Here is a 22,207-nt window from a genome sequence, read left to right on the forward strand (position 1 = left end):
GCATCAACGTGATTTTTAGTTGATGCTTTTTATGTGCTCCTTGTATATCACATAAAATAGTGATTCAATAAGGGTATCGTAAGGGAGGTCATCAATGAATAGAATAGAAAAAACAAGAGCGTATCTGGATGCATTATTTAACAACAGCGAGCATCTTAAAACATCTTTGTATGATAAGTCATATCGCTATGAACATACGCTAAGAGTCGCTTCATGGGGTAAACGAATTGCGCAACATGAAAACATTAATGAAGAAGCGCTTGTTATCGGTTGTTTACTGCATGATGTTGCCTATATTGAGAAACTGGATACAAAAGAGAAACAGATTGGTCATGGTAGGCGTTCTGCGTCCATTGTGAGGGACTTTGTGCACGGATTAGGGTTTGATCCAGACACCACGCAATCAATTCTCTATGGCATTGCAACCCATGTAGATGGAAAGGCAGACTTTGAAGGTGAAAGTACCATACTTTCAGAAAGCATCAGTGACGCTGATAATCTTGATCGATTTGATGTCTATAGAATTTATGAAACGTTAATCTTTGCGGATTTTTCAAACCTAAGTCTTGAAGACAAGCTAACGTATTGCACAAAACGCATTGAAGCCACTCAGAACAATATGGCACATGAGTTAGCGACACACTATGCAACATCCATATTTAGAGAAGAACTGAGTTATATGCAAACATTCTTTGAAAAGATGCTAATTCAATTAAAAGAAAGCAGATAGTTATAAAAAATCCCTTAGGTTTCACAGGATGTACTGATCTTGAAAACTTAAGGGATTTGATGTTTATCGATGGAAACTAGAGGCCATGTTTATGAACTGATTGACTTCAATTTGCGACAATCAATTTCAAACGTATGGAGTGTCCGCCTTATTTGTTGATCCTTTGAGATTAATGCTTTTATATATCAAGGCGTATCGTGTGATGATACCATTTTAGATAAGTAAACACACTGAATTGTCATGTGAGATTTATCGTGCTTTCTTTGCCTTAATGAGTCCAGCATGGATTTTTGCTATATTGTCACCACCAAATATCAACGTACTTTGAAATCCAGCATTGTAGTCTATGCTTAAAAACTTCTCGACAGATTTTTTCTTCTTTGGTATAGCTAGAGCCCAAAACCCAAAAGCTGCCAAACGAGTTAGGGTAACTCTGGATAAAATTTGTGATTGTGTTTCGATGCTCGCGGAAATAATCGCATTCATATCAATGTGGTATGAACCATAATCCAGTCTATCTTTAGTTACTGTCACTAAAACGGTTTGTTCACCGGCAATTTCACCACCACCATAGTATTTTAAACGTGCCTTTGCGATTGTTGCTGCCTTTGCTTTAGCATTTGCTGCTTCGACAATCTTTCTTATTTTTGCATCTTTTTCCTTTTTAGCCAGATCCTTTGCTTGTAATTCCACGGATCCTTGGGTTGCTGAGTAATAGGTTAGAAAGATGGCTAAACCCAACAATAAAAGAACCATCACATCGTTTTCGGTTGAATCCGTAAGAACTGACCACCCAATCCAAATGGCGATTATTGCGATCGTTCTTTCTCCCTTACTTCGTGGAACCCAAATCTTATTGAGTCGTTTCATGCGATCCTCCTACAAATACACAAGTGAGTCAATCACTCAAATGTCCTTTGAAAACATTATGTTCGATGCCGAAATAAAGCTTAATTCATTCACTGAACGTTTAGCTTATTTAACGAGGTCCCATCAGTTAATTTTATAATACACTAAAACAAGGAGATTGTTGATAGTTTTATACCATTTTTTCATTCAATTCCGTCAATTTATGATATTTACCACGAAAAGAAAGGAATGATGATTGATATCTTAAATTGAATCAATCTAATAAAGGAATACTGGGATAAATCTGGTTCAATCACAAATCTTGTGGGATGGCACATTCCTAACATAGGTTTTCCTACTTGCATCAATTAACTTTAAGAAGAAGTATTCATCATCAGGGTAACCATAACCTTGTCTTCGTAGAGTCTTGATTTTATTATTGATACCTTCTATTTTACCCGCAGAAATCTTAATAGTTGCATGAGCGATGATTCCTTCAAAGTGATTGTCTAAGAGTCGTCCAAACCATTGAAAGTGTTTGTTTTTTGTAGCTTGACAGATTTCGACAATTGAACTGATTTCATCTGCCATTTTACTCTCATCATTAAGGGTGTATGCGTAGCGCAATTTCTCTTTTACCACATCCAGTGTGAAGATTAATGCATTCTCTTTCAATAGTTCATCGTAACGTACTTCATGACCTTCTTTACGCGTAATGTTGGGTATATTAAATAAAGAACTGCCTTCCTTGATAATCTTTCCATTTCTGGCTTCATTGTCTTTTCTAATGAGCGTTTCTCGTGATGACATTAAGATGTATCTTGTCTTCTTAAGTGCCGCAGCAGCCTCTATATTCCCTTCATTCTTCAAACGATTTTGCTCATCCTTGCGAACCTCGTTGATGACCTTATCATTAAAGTTTTTGATGATATGAAAATGATCAAATACAACTTGGATGTGTTCGCATTTTTCTTCAAACGCTTCTTGGTAATTTGAGTTCATATCGCATGCAACAGCTTCAACGTGATCCATCCACTTTAGGCCAACATGCTCTATAAAATCATAGACGACTTGCTTCTTCTTTCCGTGTGCAATCCATAAAATGTGACCCGTTTCCATATCGATAATATGGGTTGCATACTTATGTCCATCATGGAGTTTAAACTCATCAATGCCTAGGTATCGTGTGTAGTCCTCTGGTTTCTTTAGTACCTCGCCATCAATTGTATAGAGTTCTTTCAAGCGTTTGAGGTCGATGGCTTTAACAGTGTTTTTCCCTAATCCTGTAATCTCAGCGACTTGCTTGAGGGTATATGTTCCAATACTGAGTAGGTCTCTTGTATAGTTTTCAAGTTCAATAGTAATAAAGTGGTTTTCAGCCTTAAACGGTACACTCTGCATCTTTGAATTCCTACAAGAAACACAATAGAATTGGGGTCTATCAAAACGAACATGCATCAGTGTTGCACCAATACTTAAATGCCTTAGTGTGCACGGTTTACGATTGTTTATATGCATCACCTTACCACAACCGCTGCATACTTTATCTGTTTCTTGAACTTCTAAAATACCATGCATGCAATAAGCATCTCTTTGGGATCTTGTTGTTTCGATTGTGGTGTTGGTGTTATGAAATCCACGGAGTGTATTAGGGATTAAGAAATGATTTAAACATAGTTCTTGTGATTGGGTTAGTGTCTGTGTATAATTCATGTATGGACCTTCCTGTTTGTTTATTCTGCAAAATAAATTCTACAGTAAGGTCTTTTTTCATTCAAGTTGTTATTATTTTACAAATGTCATTCACAGGCAATCCCACATAAAAAGTGATTGACCCATAAATCTTCTCAAAAATCTTCTCACTAGACAAAAAAGCATGAAAAAACCCACTAAACAGTGGGCTGATTGAAGTATGGTGGAGCTTATCGGGATCGAACCGATGACCTCCTGCGTGCAAGGCAGGCGCTCTCCCAGCTGAGCTAAAACCCCATATTCAATTTTTGCAGTAAGCTTTAATGGTGGGCCTGAATGGATTCGAACCAGCGACCTCACCCTTATCAGGGGTGCGCTCTAACCAACTGAGCTACAGGCCCATCTTTGCTGACTGCCTATTAAATATACCATCATGCAATCTTTATGTCAACAACAAAATAGAAAAAAATTTAAAAAATAAAACGAAGACTGATTGAGATAAAATTAGCGTGTATTTTAGGTTGATGAGTGATGGAAACTATCACGCAATTTATCACTATAAACACAGTTTTTGACGTGGAGTAGCATTGTGTTGGATGAAGAAATATTCAATGACACCAAGACGGTTGATTTTCCTTTCTTGTGATATAATTGCAACAATGAGAGAAAAAAAGTGCAGTGGTTTTATTGAATAAATTTAGTGTGAAGTAAGTGTGTTGAAATAAATCAATGATTAAATCATGAATTGATGAGTTCGTCGACGCCATTATAAAAGAATGGTGTTATGATGTATGTACATCATATAACAAATACACAGGTTTCTTATGAACTCTTTGAGCATCCTAAGCCTTTTATTTATGGGGTTATGAATAGCTGTGTTGTTGTAAATGATTTAAAGAATATCAAACTATACATGGATCAACTATTTACGAGGTAGGATTGATTCATTTTATATATCATAGCGTCATCAAGATAAAAGTTGATGCTGTTTCTTAATGTTTTGAGCAGAATAGTTAAGGAATATGGATTGTATGTAAACTGAGTCGTTTATCCAGGGTGTTTGATATCAGCAATTGATTTAGGATGTCATGATGATCTGATTGCTAAAAGCAAAGTGATTCACATCTTTTTATTGCATCAATTTTGTGCGATTTTTTTTGAAGGCTATTACGTTATTACTATCCTAAAAAGCACATGTTATCCTTATTCTTGGACTGAATAAGGAATAAATGTGAATATTATGATAGTAATTGGTTAGTTTTGTGTTAAAAAATCCGCAATATTATGTTATTCTTTATTATATTGCGTTTAGCACGCGATTGGAGGATTATAAATGTTAGGTTTAACTGCCGTTGCAGAACTTCAACCAATTCAATTGAACATTATCCTAGGAGGGTTTGCGCTCTTCTTGGTTGGGATTCACTATTTAGGTGAAGGGCTTACTGAATTAGCTGGGTCTCGTATATCAGATTATATTGAGAAATATACAAGTAATCTCATGATGGCAATACTCATGGGGACAGTTATTACTGCAATCATGAACTCAAGTACTGCTGTTACCGTAATTTCCATCAGTTTGGTTCGCGCAGGAATGATGACGCTTAAACAAGCGATTGGTATTTCCGTCGGAGCAAACATTGGGACAACAATGACTACGTTCTTCATGAGTATGAACATTGAAGATTATGGTTATTACTTTGTATTTATTGGTGTACTCTTAATTGTATTTACAAAACGAAAAGTATGGTCAAATGCAGGGTATATATTCTTTGGCTTTGGATTGCTCTTTGTCGGACTCGACATTATGAGTGAGAAGCTGTTAGTCATTCAATATTACCCATGGTTCCAAGACTTCATGTTCTCATTAAAAGATAACTCTTGGCTTGCATTGGGAGGAAGTACCCTTGCAACTGTCATAATCAATTCATCGTCTGCAATCATCGGGATCACACAAACGCTTTTCTCAACGGGTCAAATGGAAATGGTCGTTGTATCTGCTTTTGTATTTGGATCAAATGTTGGTACGACACTGACTGCAGTTGTTGCATCGATGGGTGGTTCAGTTTCGACACGACGTGCAGGATGGTTCCATGCTTTGTATAACGTCATTGGTGCCTTACTTGGAATGCTTGTGATTGTTCCATATTCAGCATTTGTGACATGGGCAAATACCTAACTGAATGGATCACCACAATTTTCAGTAGCACTCAATCACTTTATTTTTAATATTGCATCTACAATATTAGTTATTCCATTTGTTCCAGCATTTGAACGACTTCTCGAAATTATTATTCCTGGAGATGATGGAATCCGTAGCCGTGAAAAAATTGAACCTCTTGATGAATCATTGATTACAGTATTCCCTGAAGGTGCAATGCAACTTGCGAAGAAAACAACCTTAAAGATGGCAGATATCGTAACTGAATCCATTCAAACATCACAAAGCTACCTTCATTCTCGAGACAGCGAAGATTATGATGTTGTGATGCAACTTGAAGAAATGGTAAATAAATTGGATACGGAAATCACATCATACTTATTAAAGATTATGAAGCAAAGTGGCAATTCAGCTGATGTTGCGGAAACCTATACAAAAACACTTGAAATCGTTAAGAACTATGAGCGGATGAGTGACTTATCAACAAACTTAGTTGAGCTTTATAACATGACTGTTGAAGGAAGAGAAACCTTCTCAGAAGAAGCGATGGAAGATATTGACACAATGTATAAACTCCTGCTTGATATGCTTCATCGTTCAATGAAGATTTACCAAAATGAAGATTCTGCAGGGTATGAACTCTTGCTTCAAGATGAAGAATACATGGACCTTATTGAAGATAAGTATCGTGAAAAACACTTCAGAAGACTTGCAGATGGAATCTGTGATACGAAGTTTGCATCTTCAGTATTTGTTGATGTACTAAGTACACTTGAACGTATTGCAGACCATGGTGTTAACGTTGCAAGAAATGTTAACTCAGCAGTCAAAATGCATTCATCTGGGCATTAATCATCAATGACAAAAAAACACTTTCGAGTGTTTTTTTTTTTGATGTCTAATCGGCCAATACGATGTATTGTATCCATAATTTACCCAATGAATTATGAAGTGTCTAGAATTAATCTACTGAATGTTTTCTTTCTATCAGTCTAAAATACTCAATTTGTGTAAACATCTCATATAAAATATTTATAATCATTGATCGAACTTTTAATACACTTATTCGATGGTAGAATTATAAATAGATTTAATAATGCTTCAGAGTGTAATACTTGAAACTGCATAAAGAAATTGATTTGAGATCATATAATGATTTATTCCAGTTTCTTTGACAAAAGCATAAACTGTCATATTCTTTTTGAATTAAATAGTTGTTGATGTTATTAATTTACATAAAGAAGCCATAAATCAATTTTAGGATGAATCATGTAGACGATGTGGGCTACTAGAGAAGTGAGGGAAAAAATGGAGTTAAAGAAAAGATTAGTGAAACATTTTAGGACACGTTTTATCGTTGTTCCTTTATCGTTAGCACTCGCATTATCGGGATTTGGAATTAGTACTATAAGTGCTACGGGGAAAAATGTATCATCCAATGGCATCAGCCATTATGATGGTGTACCTGCATCTTTCTATAAAGATGATAAGGATATTGCAGACTCTTTAGATATAGATATCTCAATATGGGATCACCGACAAGATGCTGTTCATTTTCAAGCAGGTACTTTAAACAATGGATTTGAACAAGGACTTCTTCAAAAGACATTGGGCAGTGATGGCTTCCCAGTAGCAAGTGGAAAAACACCAACTTATCCTGCAAATGATTTTACGTCTTCAAGTTCAAGAGACTTTGCAAGTTGGTGGACGGGTGATTCTAGAGTGAATGATGACTTTAGTAATCATAATGGATGGGAACAACAAAGTTTACCAAATGCTTTTGGTAACGGAACTCCTGAAAACTTCTACCATTATAAAGACATGCAAGATTTCTATGATTCAGTAATCTGGATGAGCGATTGGTCATCCTATTGGGATATTACGTGGATGAAGACAGGTAACTATGTAGGTTGGTATAATTTTAAAGATGGTTTCTATGCACCGATGAACCAAGATGAAAATGGAGGAACGGATATCAATGGGTTCCCACTTGAGTATTTCGCTTATAATGTCTCAGTGTATAAATACTTAGCAGATCCAACGAAATACACCTCTCAAGATGAGGGATTTGTTACTACGATGACAAATCTCAAATACCCACGTTGGTATTTTGAAGTGGATAATATGAACGATACCCGAAGTGATGATCGAAGTGCAGTAGGTGTGGGTTTTGGTCAGTATTTCCTTTATAACGTAAAACATAGAAGTGAGCAACCTCTTGATGATGTAAACGGTGGGTTAGGTGCACCGGGTGCCTTTGACCAAGCATTTCCAGGAAATTATGTTGAATCAGGTAACCCTGGAGAATCTGGATTTGATAGTGGAACGTTCCCAAACTATAATACAGAAACGTATTCGTTCTACAGTGCTAAGAAGCAAACAGCGGATGAGAGTCTTGTTTTAGACCCTGTTAAGGGACATTTGACACTGAAATATGATGAACACACAAAATCTTATGTTTATGACAGCGACTTAAATGATTATAATGGTACATCTGGATTTTACCCACTTAATGTAGGTGTTGATGGTGTAACGCTATATGATGATACTTATCGTGCTATCGCAGGATCATTTAGCCATAATGATATGACTTTAGGTGTTAAAACAACAGACGGTGTATCAGAATTCCCATGGGCTGATGAACTGTGGAGCAATGAGCTGGCTACTGATGACTTGGGAGATACACTAAACTTCCACTTTTCAGTAAAAGGATCTTCAGAATTCACTTACTATGGAGAGGGTGAATCATTTACATTTTCGGGTGATGACGACTTCTGGTTATATATTAATCAACAGCTTGTGATTGACTTAGGCGGCACACATGGTGAATTATCATGCACTGCAACATTCTTACCAGATGGAATGGTTCATATATCAGCAGTAACGGATACTGAAGGCAATGAGTTAGCTCCTGAGCAAACACTGTCACTGGGCCTTGTAAAAGGACGTACTTATTCTCTAGACTTCTTCTATGCTGAAAGACATACACATGAGTCTAATTTAATGCTGTCGACAAACCTGACACATGATAAGTTCTCAGTTAATAAAACAGCAACGCTCAATAATGAAGGAACTGAAGTGTCTTACTTAGTAGAAGTAACAAATGAAATGGAAGATGTTTTACTTACGATTGTGAAAGTTGCAGATTGGATGAATCGGGGTAATTCATTTAATAAAGACGGAGAATTTGTTAAGTTCAACACAGAAGGAGCCCCAACGATTGAAATCTCTAGGGATAAAAAAACCTGGCTTCCATTAGATTTAGGAACCCCTTCATCAGATGAAGCAGGTTTTAAGGTATTATCCCATTTCTCTGAACATAACACTCAAGAAGGAATTGATCTTGAAGCTGGAGCAAAAGTTTATTTCAGATATACATATACTTTGACAGAAGAAGATTATGAACACAAAGAAATCTACAATGTATTCTCTGTTACCACAAAGAATCCAAAAGATGATGATGCTGTAGTTGATGTCGGTAAGGGTGGCGTTGATTTGGATACTTCTAGACCATCGATTATTAAGGTGTTTAATGTAGATGATGGTGTAGCCATTCCAAACGCGACATTTAAATTTAACACAACCCCAATTTCTAAAGATGGTATTGATTATGATGGAACCAATATGCCGGATATATCCGATGCGTCTACAACCTATGATAGCCAATCACAGGATCTATTAAGGCGACGCATCATGATTAAACTTCCTGATTTTAGTCAAGAAGGAACCTATATTTATCGTGTTTCGGAAGTGTTGGATACGTATGAATTGGATGATGACGAAAGGTTAACCTATGCGACCAATGTTTATTACCTCACGATGATAGTGGTTGATGATGGAAATAATCAATATGGTTTGAAAGGCTTTGAGTATTCAAACGATTTAGATGGTTTAGATAAAGTAGAAACTATGGTATTTATGAATAGCTATACTAAAATTCCTGATGTTGTTAATGAAACATCTTCCTTAATTATCAGTAAAACGATAGAAGGCAGTGAAGAAATTTCCAATCAAAAATTTGATTTTAATATCTTAATTAATGCCCCAACTGAAACAACCTTAACAACATTCACCTACGTGATTGTTGATGCAAATGGAAATGTTGGAGCAAAACAAACAGGGTTATATAATGCAAACTTTACGATTTCCTTAGCACATGGTGAACATGCTAAATTCGATGATTTGTTGCTTAACGCGACGTATAAGATTCAGGAGAAAGATCATGCTAACTATAATGTATCTTATACAATCACAAACGGTGATGTAGTTGGAACATCACAAGAAGGAACTGATACAGATGTACAATTACTACATGAAGAGGGTACGCGTGTTGACTTTGTAAACAAAGTTATTGAAGTGAAGAAGCCAAGTGTCGAAGCTGACTTGCCAAGTACTGGTGTTCATGCTATTCACCAGACTGTTTACACACTCATGTTAGTTGGTGGATTTAGTATGTTGCTTTTTACTGAGTCAGAAAACAAACGAAACAAAAGAACCTAAATAAGCTACAAACCTGCCCTATCTTTGTACATCAGAAAAAAACAACACCGAGTAGCTTGTATAAAACCTATATGATGTATGTTGTGCGGCTAAATAAAAAAAACACTTTGTCAAACCTATGGTATTTACTTCGTACCGAGTCTTTGATGAAGTGTCTCTTTTTTGATCGACATTATCTATCAAAGCAATCTTGTAAGGGTCTTGGATAAATAAATCGAATTAGATTTCTTGTATTAAGATATGTACGTTTTGATGCAATAAATGTATGCTCATTACTTTCGAATGCTTTTGGTGCAACAATAACTCTGGCAAGAATCTAAGATAAAGATTTGACTCAACACAAGGGAACACCATGAATGAAATTCAAATAGAGAATCCTAAATAAAGATAAGACTTTGCTGGTGAAACCATAGATAATCAGTTGATGAGAAATCGCTTGTACAAAGATTATACGATTACGATGGACATTGAATGCATAAAGCTCACCACCATTCCCTTCTCAGTCATGGATATAACTGCACAAACAGGTCACAGTTATTTCCAATCCTTCATCAGGATCAAAAATTTAAGGTGGTATAATCATACTATAACCGTTTTTATAAAAGGGTGAAGATGTATGTATGGTGAAGCAAGAATTAAGTGAATCAATCAGAAAAAGGGGGAAAGCATGAATGAATAAACAGGTGAATCAATTACGAATCAAAGGGTGGATTGTGGGGGTTCTTTATGCACTGTGTGTAATATGTCCTTGGATCATTCAATCCGGTGTGTCTTTTCTGTTTAAAGTCTTCTCAGCAATCTTCCTAATAGTTTTTAACCTTACAGCTTCAAAGGCTGCTCTGAACCGTTTAAAACACATTCAGTTATCAAAGGGTTATTATCTACTGCGTGCGTTCTCGTCGTTTCTTGTCGTTTATATAGGGGTAGTATGGCTTAATGTCACCCATCTTCTTAGTATGAATAGGTGGTCTATCGCAGCTTTTATAATCTGGTCACTTGGATGGGGTGCGGTTCTTTTTTGGAATGGCATGATTCGTATATTCACGACTTCAGTACAATTAGGGATTCGATCACGAACTGTTGGAACGATCCTAGGTATGATACCCATTCTGAATCTTATTATGATGTTTTGGTGGTTACATCTTGTACATGATGAATTAATATTTGAAGGGGATATTGAAAGGGAATATGAGGTGTGTTCTCGCAATGAATGTGAAACACAGTACCCAATTTTACTGGTTCATGGCGTATTCTTCAGGGACACAAAACTCATGAATTATTGGGGACGAATCCCACACCACTTAATTCAAAAAGGGGCACGTATCTATTATGGAAATCAAGAATCAGCACAAAGTGTTGAAGAAAGTGCACTTTCCTTAAAAAAACGGATACATGAAGTACTGGAAGAAAGCGAATGTGACAAAGTGAATATTATTGCGCATTCAAAAGGAGGACTAGATGCACGGTATGCAATATCGTGCTTAGAAATGAGTCCCTATGTTGCTTCCCTGACTACGATAAATACCCCACATAATGGGTGCAGGTATGCAGAAGTAATCCTTGATCATGCGCCAAATAAATTCGTTAGTGGTGTTGCACATATCTATGACATGATATTTAAACGTTTAGGGGATAAAAACCCAGATTTTGTATCGTCAGTCATTGATCTCACAGAATCACGGTGCCTTAGTTTACGTAAGATTATGGTAGATTCAGATGATGTATATTATCAAACAGTGATGTCATGTTTAACAAATAGATACTCTGCACGATTCCCACTTTCCTTTGTCTATGATCTTGCGAAGCATTATGATCGTGAGAATGATGGACTCGTATCAATTGAATCAGGTTTAGCATTTCAAAACCCTACGTTAATCAGACCCACAACTCGACGTGGGATATCTCACGCTGATATGATTGATCTACACCGAGAAAACATAAAGGGGTTTGATGTCAGACGCTTTTATGAAGGACTTATTGTTTCGCTAAAGCAAAAGGGTTATTAAAGTGTTTCCAATTGTAATTTGAATTATTAAAAACATATGAAAAAACCAACAATCCCTTGAATACTTACAAATAAGGGGGACTAAAGAACTGAAGGGAACACCAAGAAACAACCATAAAACATAAATGGGAGAATGATACTTAAAAATAAGTTAACTTAACTGATGGAAATTCTGTTTTTAAATTTTGTATGGTATTTTTCATGATTTTTGATACAATTAGTACATAAGAAATGGAGTGGTTCAATGAAAGAGCATGTTATTCGTTTGATGCCTGGAGATGATTTGATCGGGGCACTAGAGAATTACTGCCAAAAGTATGAAATAGAAGCCGCATATATTGGAACATGTGTTGGTAGTTTATCACAAGTACGTTTTAGAAAAGGACACTCTAAAACTGTTAATACAATTATTGGTCCACTGGAAATTGTATCGTGTGTTGGAACACTATCAAAAGGTGGCAATCACATTCATGCTTCGGTCAGTGATGAAGACTTTTATGTACGAGGCGGACATCTTGTTCAAGGTTGTATTGTTCAATCTACAGCAGAAATCGTCCTTGTTCAACTTGAAAATTATGAACTTAGTCGTTCAAAAGACGTATCAGGTTATAAAACACTCATTATCAACGAGTTACAAAAATCTTAATGAAATCATTACAGTCAATTTATTGGCTGTAATTTATGCCGACGTAGCTCCAACGGTAGAGCAATCCACTCGTAATGGATAGGTTGCCAGTTCGAATCTGGCCGTCGGCACCAGTAAAACATACACAACACTTGGATCATCTTCTAAGTGTTTTTTATTGCTTGTGAGATCGAATGATTTTCAAAGTTAATATCGAAATAATCAATGATTTACACTCCAATCACTGTGTTATAAAAGGGTTTGACGCAATCTGCTTACATCATGCTTTTTGATAGTAATTGAATGGCAAAAAACTGAATGATATAATATTTGTAGTTGGATTGTAACTGAGATGTCAGGCAATACCTAGAGCAACATTTTTATAATGTTCCTTTAGGTATTTTTTTATAAGAGGGGAGGTGGCGTGATGTATACGGTCAAAAAGGTTTTTAATAATAACATCGCTTTGGTGGAAGACGATTTTCATGATGAATTTATTCTACTTGGCAATGGATTGGCGTTTCAAAAGAAAGGGGGAGATGTGATTGATGCGTCAAAGATTGACAAAAAATTTTCGCTCGATGCTGAAGCATTCACTCAGAAGTTTAGCCAATTATTCAGCGAAATCCCAATTGTCTATATTGAACTAGCAATGCATGTAATTGAGAACGCTGAGAAAGCGTTGAATGTTGAATTTAATGAAATGATCTATATTGGACTCAGTGATCATTTACGTTATGCGATTGAGCGTGCTAAAGAACGTCTAGATATGCCAAATGTTATGTTATGGGAAATCCGACGGTTTTACCCCAAAGAATACGCAGCTGCACTCAAAGCAATTGAACAAATTTATTATTATGAAAACGTTTGGTTGAGTGATAACGAAGCAGGATATATTGCGCTACATTTCGTGAATGCTCAAATTGATTCGCCAAAAATGAGTCTTACCATTGAGTTGACGACAATCATTATGGATATCATGAAAATAGTTCAGTTACAATTCAAAATAGAGATCGATCAATCATCCCTTAGTTACACCCGTTTTGCAACACATATTAGCTATTTTGTAAGACGGCTTATGCAAGGGGAATTATCTGAAAGTGATGATAGTTTCATTTTCGAACAGATGGTTCAAAAGTATCCAGATACATTTCGATGTGCGCTTCAAATTGAAACATATTTAAATGTTAAAGCTGGTGTGCGTTTGACAAAAGAAGAAATTGTATATTTCATGATTCATATTAATCGAGTTGTGGAACAAAGCATAGAAAAAAAGGAGAAAATCTATGAATTATAAGGAAACTGCGAAAACAATCCTTGAACAAGTAGGTGGGAAGGGAAATGTTGCTGGATTTACAAACTGTGCAACTCGACTCCGTTTCACCTTGAAAAATAAGGAAAATCTCGACTTAAACGAACTGAAAAAAATTGATGGTGTCATTGATGTTGTTAAAAGTGGTGCTCAATTTCAATTTATCATTGGGACTGATGTAACCAGTGTTGCCAAGGAATTACACTTATTAGGGCTTGAAGGGGATGGAGCTGGTGAAAACGATTCAAAAACAACGATGAAACCGATTGATCGTTTGTTTGATACGATTTCTGGAATCTTCACACCCCTGATTCCTGCACTTACTGCTGCAGGGATGTTGAAGGCGGTATTAGTGTTACTGAGTACATTTAAAATTGTTGCATCAGATTCATCTTCGTATCTAATCTTAAGCTTTGTTGCGGATGCGGCATTTTATTTCTTGCCTGTATTTGTTGCTATATCAACAGCATTCAAACTAAAATGTAATCCGTATATTGCAGGGCTTATTGGTGCATCCTTAATTCACCCTAAGTTTTTAGCAATGGTTGCAGAAGGTACACCCGTTAGTTTATTTGGAATTAATGTACCACTTGTATCATATGCATCAAGTGTAATTCCTTCGATTTTGTCTGTATTGTTTATGAGCTATGTTGAACGATTTGCAGATAAAGTGTCACCAAAAGTAATTAAATTCTTACTAAGACCCTTACTCACATTAATTATTGTATTACCATTTACCCTGGTTGTATTTGGTCCATTAGGCTCTTATGTAGGAAATGTACTTGCGAGTGGCGCAAACTTTTTAAATGAAAACATTCCTTGGCTTGTATCTGCATTAATGGGTGGACTATTCCCTTTGCTTGTATTAACGGGGATGCACTGGAGTTTTGTTCCAATTATTGTTCAATCTTATGCAACATATAATTATGAAGGAATAATGGGGCCGGGTAGTTTTGTATCAAATATCTGTCAAGGAGCTGCTTCTTTAGCGGTTGGTCTAAAAACCAAGAACAAAGAGCTGAAACAAACTTCGATTTCTGCTGGGGTAACAGCACTATTAGGAATCACAGAACCAGCATTATTTGGGGTAACGCTTAAAGTTAAAAAAGCCCTAATTGCTGTTATGGTAGGGGGTGCAGTTGGTGGCTTGTATGCAGGGATTCAAGGTGTAGTACGTTACACCTCTGGAACACCTGGACTTGCGAGTTTCGCTATCTTTATTGGAGAAAATCCAATGAACGTTGTTCATGCACTCATCTCAGTAGGAATTGGTTTTGTGGTAACTTTTGTGTTGACTTGGTTCTTCACCGATCCAGACAGTGATATGAAGATAGAAACACAGGACAAGCCAACCTTTAAGGCGATTGAGAAAAAAGAAATTCTCTCTCCATTGGAAGGTAATGTTATAAATATTAAAGACGTAAATGATCCAACATTTTCCAATGAAATAATCGGGCGTGGTATTGCTGTAATGCCAACTCAAGGGATTGCATATGCACCTTTTGATGGGGTTGTACAGATGGCATTTTCCACAGGTCATGCGATTGGATTGGTGAACCAAGATGGTATAGAATTACTTATTCATATTGGGATTGATACAGTTAAGCTTGAAGGAAACGGATTCAAGCTCCTTGTAAAACAAGGTGATACTGTAAATAAAGGGCAAAAGCTTGTGGAGTTTGATATAGATGCCATTAAATCAAAAGGGTTTGATTTAACCTCGCCTGTTATTGTGACGAACTTACATGAAGATGTGGAACTCATTACCACAAATCAAGAAACGATTACACGTGATGAAACACTCATCGTTTTATTATGAAAAACGAAAACTTTTTATGGGGAGGTGCTATCTCAGCATGTCAAAGTGAGGGGGCATATAATAAAGATGGAAGAACACCTTCCATCTTTGATACCTTGCCTTTGCCAAATGAAGGAAGATGGGCATTATATGATAACCCATCAAAAGCACTTTGTGGCGACTTTGATACGTACCCAAGTCATCATGCAATTAATTTTTATGACACATATAAAGAAGACTTGAAACTGTTGTCGAAATTAGGGATAAACTGTTTTAGAACCTCCATTAGTTGGAGTAGGGTTATCCCATCACTTGATGGGCAAGTGAATGAAAAAGGACTTCAGTTTTATGTAGATCTTTTTACTGAATGCAAAAAGTATGGGATGAAACCTTTAGTGACATTATCCCACTTTGATACCCCCCTTTATCTTACGGAAACCTATGACGGTTGGAGCCATAAAGAAACATTGAACCATTTCTTGAGGTACGCAGAAATTGTAATGACTGAATTGAAAGATTTGGTTACTTTATGGATTCCGATTAATGAAATAAACATGATTTTACATATCCCATATTTAGGTGGTGGGGTGGTTGAATCGAGTAACAAGATGAAAGCAGCGCACAACATGTTGCTTGGAAGTGCTGGCGTTGTGAAACTAGCGCATGAAATCAACCATGATAACAAAGTAGGATGCATGCTTGCAGCGGGTCTTTATTACCCTTATACATCACATCCACAAGATGTATATTGTGCGCAAAAAGAGAATCGAAAGATGTATCTTTTTACAGATGTGCAAATTCGTGGCAGTTATCCAAAGTGGTTTACTATGCAATCTGGATTGCAAATTACAGAAAATGAGCGCAATCTTCTTAGAGACTACACAGCGGACTTTATCGCAGTGAGTTATTATACATCGCGTCTATTTGCAGATGAGAACAGAGTCGATATTGAAGGGGTAGATGGAAACTCAGCAAAGACTTTGCGCAACAAGTACCTAGACATCACACCGTGGGGAAGACAGATTGATCCATTGGGACTTAAGACAACACTTATCGATATGTACGATCGATATCAAACACCGATTTTCATCGTTGAGAATGGGTTGGGTGTAGAAGATACACTTGATCATGATTGTATAAACGATGATGATCGCATTGATTTTATACAACAACATATTTCGCAAATGACACAAGCAATATCAGAAGGCGTGGATGTTATGGGTTACCTGACGTGGGGAATTATTGATGTGATTAGTGCTGGCGGTGGTGAAATGAAAAAAAGATATGGATTGGTGTATGTTGACCAAGATGATTATGGAAATGGTAGCAAACGAAGGATTCCTAAGAAATCATTTTATTGGTATCAAAAGGAAATAGAAAGAAGAAACTTTACTAAATAAAAAAATGTTGAGATATTCTCAACATTTTTATTGAAGTCATACAATTATGAGTTTCCTTCAACTAAACTATTTAATAATGCATCAAAGACATCAAAGAACGACAACCTATTTTTATCTTTGTTTGCAATTAAGTAGTTTTCCAATCGTTTAATTTTCTCATCTTCAAGCTTAACCCATTTGATACCCAGCTCATTTACAATTTCGCTTGTTGTATACGGTAAGATACCAACTGTGTTATGTTCACTAATGTGTTCGAACAGTGGCGTCCACTCTTCGCCCTTAAACACAATTGGGCACTCAAGCTTTAAGGCTTCCAATCGGGATTCTAACATCATATAGAGTGAACAATCTTTTGACAATGTCACTAATTCTTCATCTTTCAAATTTTCAAGTGTTAAGAATCTTTTTGACGCTAATGGATGATCATTTCTTAAGGCAATTCCTATATCAAAATAAGAGTGTTCAAATTCTAATAGTTTTGCTCTAAACTTACTTGTGTCTACTGGTCCAGAAACAATCGCTAAATCTAATGTATCGTTATCCAATATCATATCTTGCAGTTCACAAGATCCCCGTTTATATGTATCAATGTTAAATTGTGGATTGTGTTCATTAAAGTGTTGAACAGCATTCACAAACAACGCTGAACTAAATGGAGCAATGCCAAGGTTGATTGTACGCGGATTATTGGATGTAAAATCAAGCATTTTCTCATCAAGAGTTTTGATAGAGTTTAGGATTTTTTTAGCGCTTGTGTATAATAACTTACCAGCTTTTGAAACAATAATTCCTTTGTTTGTTCGAATTACCAGTTCAGTTTTGAAATGTTCTTCTAAATTCCTTATGTTCCAGCTTAGTGTCGGCTGAGTAACAAATAACTTCCTGGCAGCCTTTGACATACTTTGACATTCCACAACAGTCACAAAGTAGTGTAATTCACGTAATTCCATATGGACTTTTGTATATGAATGTTACTCATATACACTCCTTTCCCCTAAATGTTTCTTTAAGATATGTATAGTTTAACATACTTTCAAGTATGTTTTTAATAAAGTCTCAACCCTAAAATTAAATTAAAATCTAATATATAGTTTGGATATAAATTAAATTATGAGTAGTCATAAGTTTGTTTTCTTATAATGAAAGCACTTAATCAAAAGCGGAAATTGTAGGGTAAATAACATCATTTTTTACATATTTACATATATGGTTATTTACAAAAAACGGCATATACAATCTATTTTTATAGCCTTTTATACACAAAAAGAGTAAGAAAGATAAATAATTTCATTTATAACTTGATAAAAGGACCATCATTAAAATGGATGAAAGAACCGACAAAATAGAATAATTTTATATCTGAAGCTTTGGTTAATGGCAGTGAAATGGCCTCAAAAAATTGTCTATTTGTTCAATGCATCACAAAAGTTATAATGTTTAAACGAAAATTAATTTATGCTTTTTTTGATTCCTTTTTCGTGTTTGGTGAATAAATAGACGAAACATTGATTCATAATCTATAACATCTATGGTATAGATAAATTCCATATCAACGAGGTTTCAAAATGATGGTAAGATAATGGATAGATGGAGGATATAAAATATGAAAATTTTAATCGCTGGGTCTGGAGCTATGGGTGCTCGATTTGGCTACTTACTTAAAGAATCTGGAAATGATGTTTTATTTGTTGATACATGGCAAGATCATATTGATGCAATTAACAAAAATGGACTACAACGTATTATTGATGGTGTAGATATTGGTCCAATCCATATTCCAGCAGTAAAGCCTGAAGATGTCGTTGGGCACTATGACTTAGTGTTGTTGTTTGTGAAATCACTTCAACTTGATGACATGATGCAACGAATTACCCCTTCTTTATCTGAAGACTCGCGGGTGCTTTGTTTACTCAATGGTTTGGGGAATATCGAAATTGTTGAAAAATATGTCTCAAGAGACCGTATTTATCTAGGTATGACATTATGGTCATCAGGATTAAAAGGGCCGGGAGTTTTAAATGCCGTGGGTAGTGGTTCAATCGAAATGCAACAAGTGAATAATCTTGAAAGTGATTTTGATGCAAAACTTCTAACAACCCTCAATGATGCAGGACTAAACGCAGCCTATAGTAAAGATGTCATCCAGTCTATTTGGCATAAAGTGAGTTTAAATTGTGTGTTGAATACCTATTGTACATTGATTGATTGTAATATTGGCGAGTATGGTGCGTATGAGAAACATCAAGAACTTACAGACCTTATCCTGAATGAAATTATTGCAGTGGGTAAAAAAGAGGGTATCGAAGTTATCTATGACATCGTCGCAAATAATATTAAAGGTGTGTTCTCTCCAGAAAAAGCAGGGGGACATTATCCATCGCTGTATCAAGATATTGCTAGTGGAAGAAGGACTGAAATTGATGCACTTAATGGTGCTATTGTTAAATTAGGCGAAAAACATGGTGTAGAAACACCGGTATGTAAAGCGATTACATTAATGATTCACTCTAAAGAAAATGTAAATGATCTGCGAAACAACTAGTTTTTGCGTACTAAACAAAAAAGATTTGATAACAGTGCCTTCTCATTGCTTGAAAAGTGTATCATTTTAAAAAAGTCTTTGATATAATAAACGAGTATAGATACAAAGGAGAATAATCATGGAAGGAATTGAACTACTAAGTTTTCAAATGATCTCATTTAATGGATCAGCACGCTCATGTTTCGTTGAAGCAATTGCTGCTGCTAAAGAAGGAGATTTTGAACGTGCTGAGCAATTGATGAATGAAGGTGAAGAGCAATTTGTTGAAGGACACCGCGTACATGCTCAATTAATTCAACAAGAAGCATCTGAAGGTAAAACAGATATTAACTTACTCTTAATTCACGCTGAAGATCAAATGATGAGTGCTGAATTAATGAAAATAGTTGCTGCTGAATTGATCGATATTCACAAAAAGCTTAAGTAATAACTAGAGCCATATGGCTCTTTTTTTAGGTTAGTGATTAGAGAAAAGGAGAACGACACTATGAATAACTATACACTCATATTTCAAAAATGCTTAATTGTTGGATTTTATGTTTTCCAATATTTTAAGTTTAATCAAGCAAAACGTTATGACGAAACGTTGAAATTAACGCTTAACAAACGATCTTTGATTGAAGTCGTTGTTGTAGCCCTTATAAATATCGCATTTATTGTTTATCCTGTTTCAGAATCAGTTGAAGGAATTTTGTTATTTGTAGGAATTGTGATGATGCTTTATACCTTTTTTCATACGTATCGTTATGTGGGGATTGGAAAAAAACTTATCTTCGCACAACAACATGCATTTGACATTCGTCAAATCACAAAGAAATCATATGAAAAAGGGAAATTTGTGTTCGTAATTCGTGATACACCTGTGTCTGTTCGGTACCCAATTGCAGACATAAACCTCGTTATGGAGCGTTTATCGGGCAGAAAACCACGAAAAAATAAGAAATAACATAAATAAAATGGCGAGTTGCTCCCTTTAGACTAGACTCGAAAGGTTTTTGTGATATAATAAAACAGTAATGTAAGTGTTACCATTAGGAGGCTTTATGAGAAAAATTGTATTATTCTGTTCGGCAGGGATGTCTACAAGTATCCTTGTAAATAAAATGATTGAAGCTGCAAAGGCTATCGATTATGATTGCACAGTTGAAGCTCACTCAGTAAGTGAAGTTGCTCGTTTGGGTGCTGACGCTGATATCGTATTATTGGGCCCACAAGTTCGTTTCAATCTTGCAGGTGTTCAAAAGACATTACCTGGCAAACCAGTTGAAGTTATCGACATGCGTATGTACGGTACAATGAACGGTGCTGCTGTTATCGATCATGTACGTAAAGTATTAGGTGATGACAAATAATAAATGCTAGATATCTAGCATTTTTTTTAACTTAGGAGGCAATATGGAAAAAGCAGTAATTATATATTATAGTGCAACAGGCAATACTCAGATGATTGCAGATACAATCGATGAGGCGTTGAATGATGTTAACCAAGCGCATTCAATGTATTTTATCAGTGAAACAAGTGTGGATGAGGTTAAAGATTCTGATATCTTCTTTTTAGGGTGTCCTGCTATGGGTGTCGAAGAAATTGAAGAATATGAGTATCGACCATTTTTTGATGAACTCAAACCATCCCTTGAAAACAAACCGGTTGTGTTGTTTGGGTCGTTTGACTGGGGTGATGGGGAATGGATGGAAACCTGGGCTCAAGAAGTAACAGAAGCAGGGGGCATTGTATCTGGGAAATTCACGGTGATGTTGACTCCAGAAGATGATTTCTTGGAGGAAGTGAAAACATCTGTAACCGACTTAATGAAAACTTTTCAATAAAATGTAATAAAATTGAAAAATATTTGTAAATGGTGTTGACTTTTCATTTTCAGCATGTATAATAGTTTTATAGATTAAATAATCTATAAATTCTTGTCCATTAGAAAATACTTAAATTCACCATTTCCTTACTATCAATGTGTATTTCCTCCAATTATCAAATTGAATTTAGGTTTTCTAAAAATAATAAAAACACTTCAGCCCGGAAGTGTTTTTATTTTGTGTATCCTTTGGTATACTAGTTACAGGTGATAATGATGAAAGTAATGATAACAGGAAGTTATGATCCAATCACATTGGGTCACATTGATATAATTAAACGTGCATCTAAATTATTTGATGAAGTCTATGTTGCTCTATTAATTAATGAAAATAAAGTTTCATTATTTTCATTAGAAGAACGTGTTGAATTTGTTCAAAAAGTCATAAATGACTTAAAATTAGATAACTGTAAGGTAGTGAGTGATCGTGGACTTGCTGTAGATTTTGCACAAAAGCTTGGATGCAGTGCCTTTGTTCGTGGTGTAAGAAGCAGTGCTGATTATGAATATGAAGTAGGACAAGCATCGATTAATAAGATGTTGAATGAAAAGATTGAGACACTCTTTCTCGTTGCTGCTCCTGATTTGGCACATATTTCTTCATCAATGGTTAAGGCAGTTGCTAGTTTTGGAGGAGATTTGTCGCAGTTTGTACCAAAACATGTCGAACATGCTCTGCGTTTAAAGTATCCAGTGCAAATTAAGGGAACAAAAATATAAAAGTGTGA

18 protein-coding genes and 3 tRNA genes are annotated in these 22,207 nt (G+C 35.8%); 16 read left to right on the top strand and 5 right to left on the bottom strand.

Going from position 1 to position 22,207, the window contains the following annotated elements; translation table 11 throughout:
* Positions 1 to 94 precede the first annotated feature (94 nt).
* Positions 95 to 730, top strand: a complete 636-nt coding sequence (locus AOC36_RS03680) for an HD domain-containing protein (RefSeq protein WP_067631558.1) — start codon at positions 95 to 97, stop codon at positions 728 to 730.
* Between the two features lie 249 nt (positions 731 to 979).
* Here AOC36_RS03680 and AOC36_RS03685 read toward each other — a convergent pair whose 3' ends face one another.
* The 4 genes from AOC36_RS03685 to AOC36_RS03700 all read right to left on the bottom strand — a co-directional run bounded on the left by AOC36_RS03685 (position 980) and on the right by AOC36_RS03700 (position 3,672).
* Positions 980 to 1,600: a hypothetical protein gene (locus tag AOC36_RS03685; protein ID WP_067631560.1), complete on the bottom strand. Its 621-nt coding sequence runs from the start codon at positions 1,598 to 1,600 to the stop codon at positions 980 to 982.
* Positions 1,601 to 1,888: 288 nt separating this feature from the next.
* The gene (locus tag AOC36_RS03690; RefSeq protein ID WP_078055020.1) at positions 1,889 to 3,292 is read right to left on the bottom strand and encodes an ISL3 family transposase; all 1,404 of its coding nucleotides are present in this window, start codon (positions 3,290 to 3,292) and stop codon (positions 1,889 to 1,891) included.
* A gap of 200 nt (positions 3,293 to 3,492) precedes the next feature.
* A tRNA-Ala gene (locus AOC36_RS03695) sits at positions 3,493 to 3,568 on the bottom strand.
* A gap of 27 nt (positions 3,569 to 3,595) precedes the next feature.
* Positions 3,596 to 3,672 (bottom strand) — tRNA-Ile (locus AOC36_RS03700).
* Positions 3,673 to 4,604: 932 nt separating this feature from the next.
* On the opposite strand from AOC36_RS03700, the gene AOC36_RS12440 reads away from it, so the two are divergent.
* The 9 genes from AOC36_RS12440 to AOC36_RS03740 all read left to right on the top strand — a co-directional run bounded on the left by AOC36_RS12440 (position 4,605) and on the right by AOC36_RS03740 (position 17,069).
* Positions 4,605 to 5,447, top strand: coding sequence for a Na/Pi cotransporter family protein (locus AOC36_RS12440; RefSeq protein WP_232505391.1), 843 nt, complete (start codon positions 4,605 to 4,607; stop codon positions 5,445 to 5,447).
* 171 nt (positions 5,448 to 5,618) lie between these two features.
* Positions 5,619 to 6,281, top strand: coding sequence for a PhoU domain-containing protein (locus AOC36_RS12445; RefSeq protein WP_232505392.1), 663 nt, complete (start codon positions 5,619 to 5,621; stop codon positions 6,279 to 6,281).
* Between the two features lie 456 nt (positions 6,282 to 6,737).
* Positions 6,738 to 9,929: a fibro-slime domain-containing protein gene (locus tag AOC36_RS03710; RefSeq protein WP_067631562.1), complete on the top strand. Its 3,192-nt coding sequence runs from the start codon at positions 6,738 to 6,740 to the stop codon at positions 9,927 to 9,929.
* A 671-nt stretch (positions 9,930 to 10,600) separates the two neighbouring features.
* On the top strand, positions 10,601 to 11,935 hold the full coding sequence (locus AOC36_RS03715; protein WP_067631564.1) for an esterase/lipase family protein: 1,335 nt from the start codon (positions 10,601 to 10,603) through the stop codon (positions 11,933 to 11,935).
* 243 nt (positions 11,936 to 12,178) lie between these two features.
* Positions 12,179 to 12,580, top strand: coding sequence for a PPC domain-containing DNA-binding protein (locus AOC36_RS03720; protein WP_067631566.1), 402 nt, complete (start codon positions 12,179 to 12,181; stop codon positions 12,578 to 12,580).
* Positions 12,581 to 12,617: 37 nt separating this feature from the next.
* A tRNA-Thr gene (locus tag AOC36_RS03725) sits at positions 12,618 to 12,693 on the top strand.
* A 293-nt stretch (positions 12,694 to 12,986) separates the two neighbouring features.
* Positions 12,987 to 13,856, top strand: a complete 870-nt coding sequence (licT, locus tag AOC36_RS03730; protein WP_067631568.1) for a BglG family transcription antiterminator LicT — start codon at positions 12,987 to 12,989, stop codon at positions 13,854 to 13,856.
* Entirely contained in the window at positions 13,846 to 15,690 is a 1,845-nt protein-coding gene (locus AOC36_RS03735; RefSeq protein WP_067631570.1) for a beta-glucoside-specific PTS transporter subunit IIABC, read from the top strand. Before licT ends, AOC36_RS03735 begins: the two co-directional genes overlap by 11 nt.
* Positions 15,687 to 17,069, top strand: a complete 1,383-nt coding sequence (locus AOC36_RS03740) for a glycoside hydrolase family 1 protein (RefSeq protein ID WP_067631572.1) — start codon at positions 15,687 to 15,689, stop codon at positions 17,067 to 17,069. The genes AOC36_RS03735 and AOC36_RS03740 overlap by 4 nt, the downstream gene beginning before the upstream one ends.
* Positions 17,070 to 17,113: 44 nt before the next feature.
* On the opposite strand, the gene AOC36_RS03745 is transcribed toward AOC36_RS03740, so the two are convergent.
* Positions 17,114 to 18,019: a LysR family transcriptional regulator gene (locus AOC36_RS03745; RefSeq protein ID WP_067631574.1), complete on the bottom strand. Its 906-nt coding sequence runs from the start codon at positions 18,017 to 18,019 to the stop codon at positions 17,114 to 17,116.
* 653 nt (positions 18,020 to 18,672) lie between these two features.
* Between AOC36_RS03745 and AOC36_RS03750 the strand changes: the two genes are divergently transcribed.
* The 6 genes from AOC36_RS03750 (at position 18,673) to coaD (ending at position 22,199) form a co-directional block, all read left to right on the top strand.
* Positions 18,673 to 19,611, top strand: a complete 939-nt coding sequence (locus tag AOC36_RS03750; RefSeq protein WP_067631576.1) for a ketopantoate reductase family protein — start codon at positions 18,673 to 18,675, stop codon at positions 19,609 to 19,611.
* Positions 19,612 to 19,729: 118 nt separating this feature from the next.
* Positions 19,730 to 20,038 (top strand): PTS sugar transporter subunit IIA, encoded by a 309-nt coding sequence (locus AOC36_RS03755; protein WP_067631578.1) that lies wholly within the window; start codon positions 19,730 to 19,732, stop codon positions 20,036 to 20,038.
* 60 nt (positions 20,039 to 20,098) lie between these two features.
* Positions 20,099 to 20,557 carry a hypothetical protein gene (locus AOC36_RS03760; RefSeq protein ID WP_067631580.1) on the top strand — a complete coding sequence of 153 codons (459 nt, stop codon included), beginning with the start codon at positions 20,099 to 20,101 and terminating at the stop codon, positions 20,555 to 20,557.
* 97 nt (positions 20,558 to 20,654) lie between these two features.
* On the top strand, positions 20,655 to 20,963 hold the full coding sequence (locus AOC36_RS03765; RefSeq protein WP_067631582.1) for a PTS sugar transporter subunit IIB: 309 nt from the start codon (positions 20,655 to 20,657) through the stop codon (positions 20,961 to 20,963).
* A 43-nt stretch (positions 20,964 to 21,006) separates the two neighbouring features.
* Complete coding sequence (locus AOC36_RS03770; RefSeq protein WP_067631584.1) at positions 21,007 to 21,438, top strand: flavodoxin domain-containing protein; 432 nt, start codon at positions 21,007 to 21,009, stop codon at positions 21,436 to 21,438.
* Between the two features lie 257 nt (positions 21,439 to 21,695).
* Positions 21,696 to 22,199, top strand: coding sequence for a pantetheine-phosphate adenylyltransferase (gene coaD, locus AOC36_RS03775; RefSeq protein ID WP_067631586.1), 504 nt, complete (start codon positions 21,696 to 21,698; stop codon positions 22,197 to 22,199).
* Positions 22,200 to 22,207 lie beyond the last annotated feature (8 nt).

The organism is Erysipelothrix larvae (assembly GCF_001545095.1).
Classification (GTDB): Bacteria; Bacillota_I; Bacilli_A; order Erysipelotrichales; family Erysipelotrichaceae; genus Erysipelothrix; species Erysipelothrix larvae.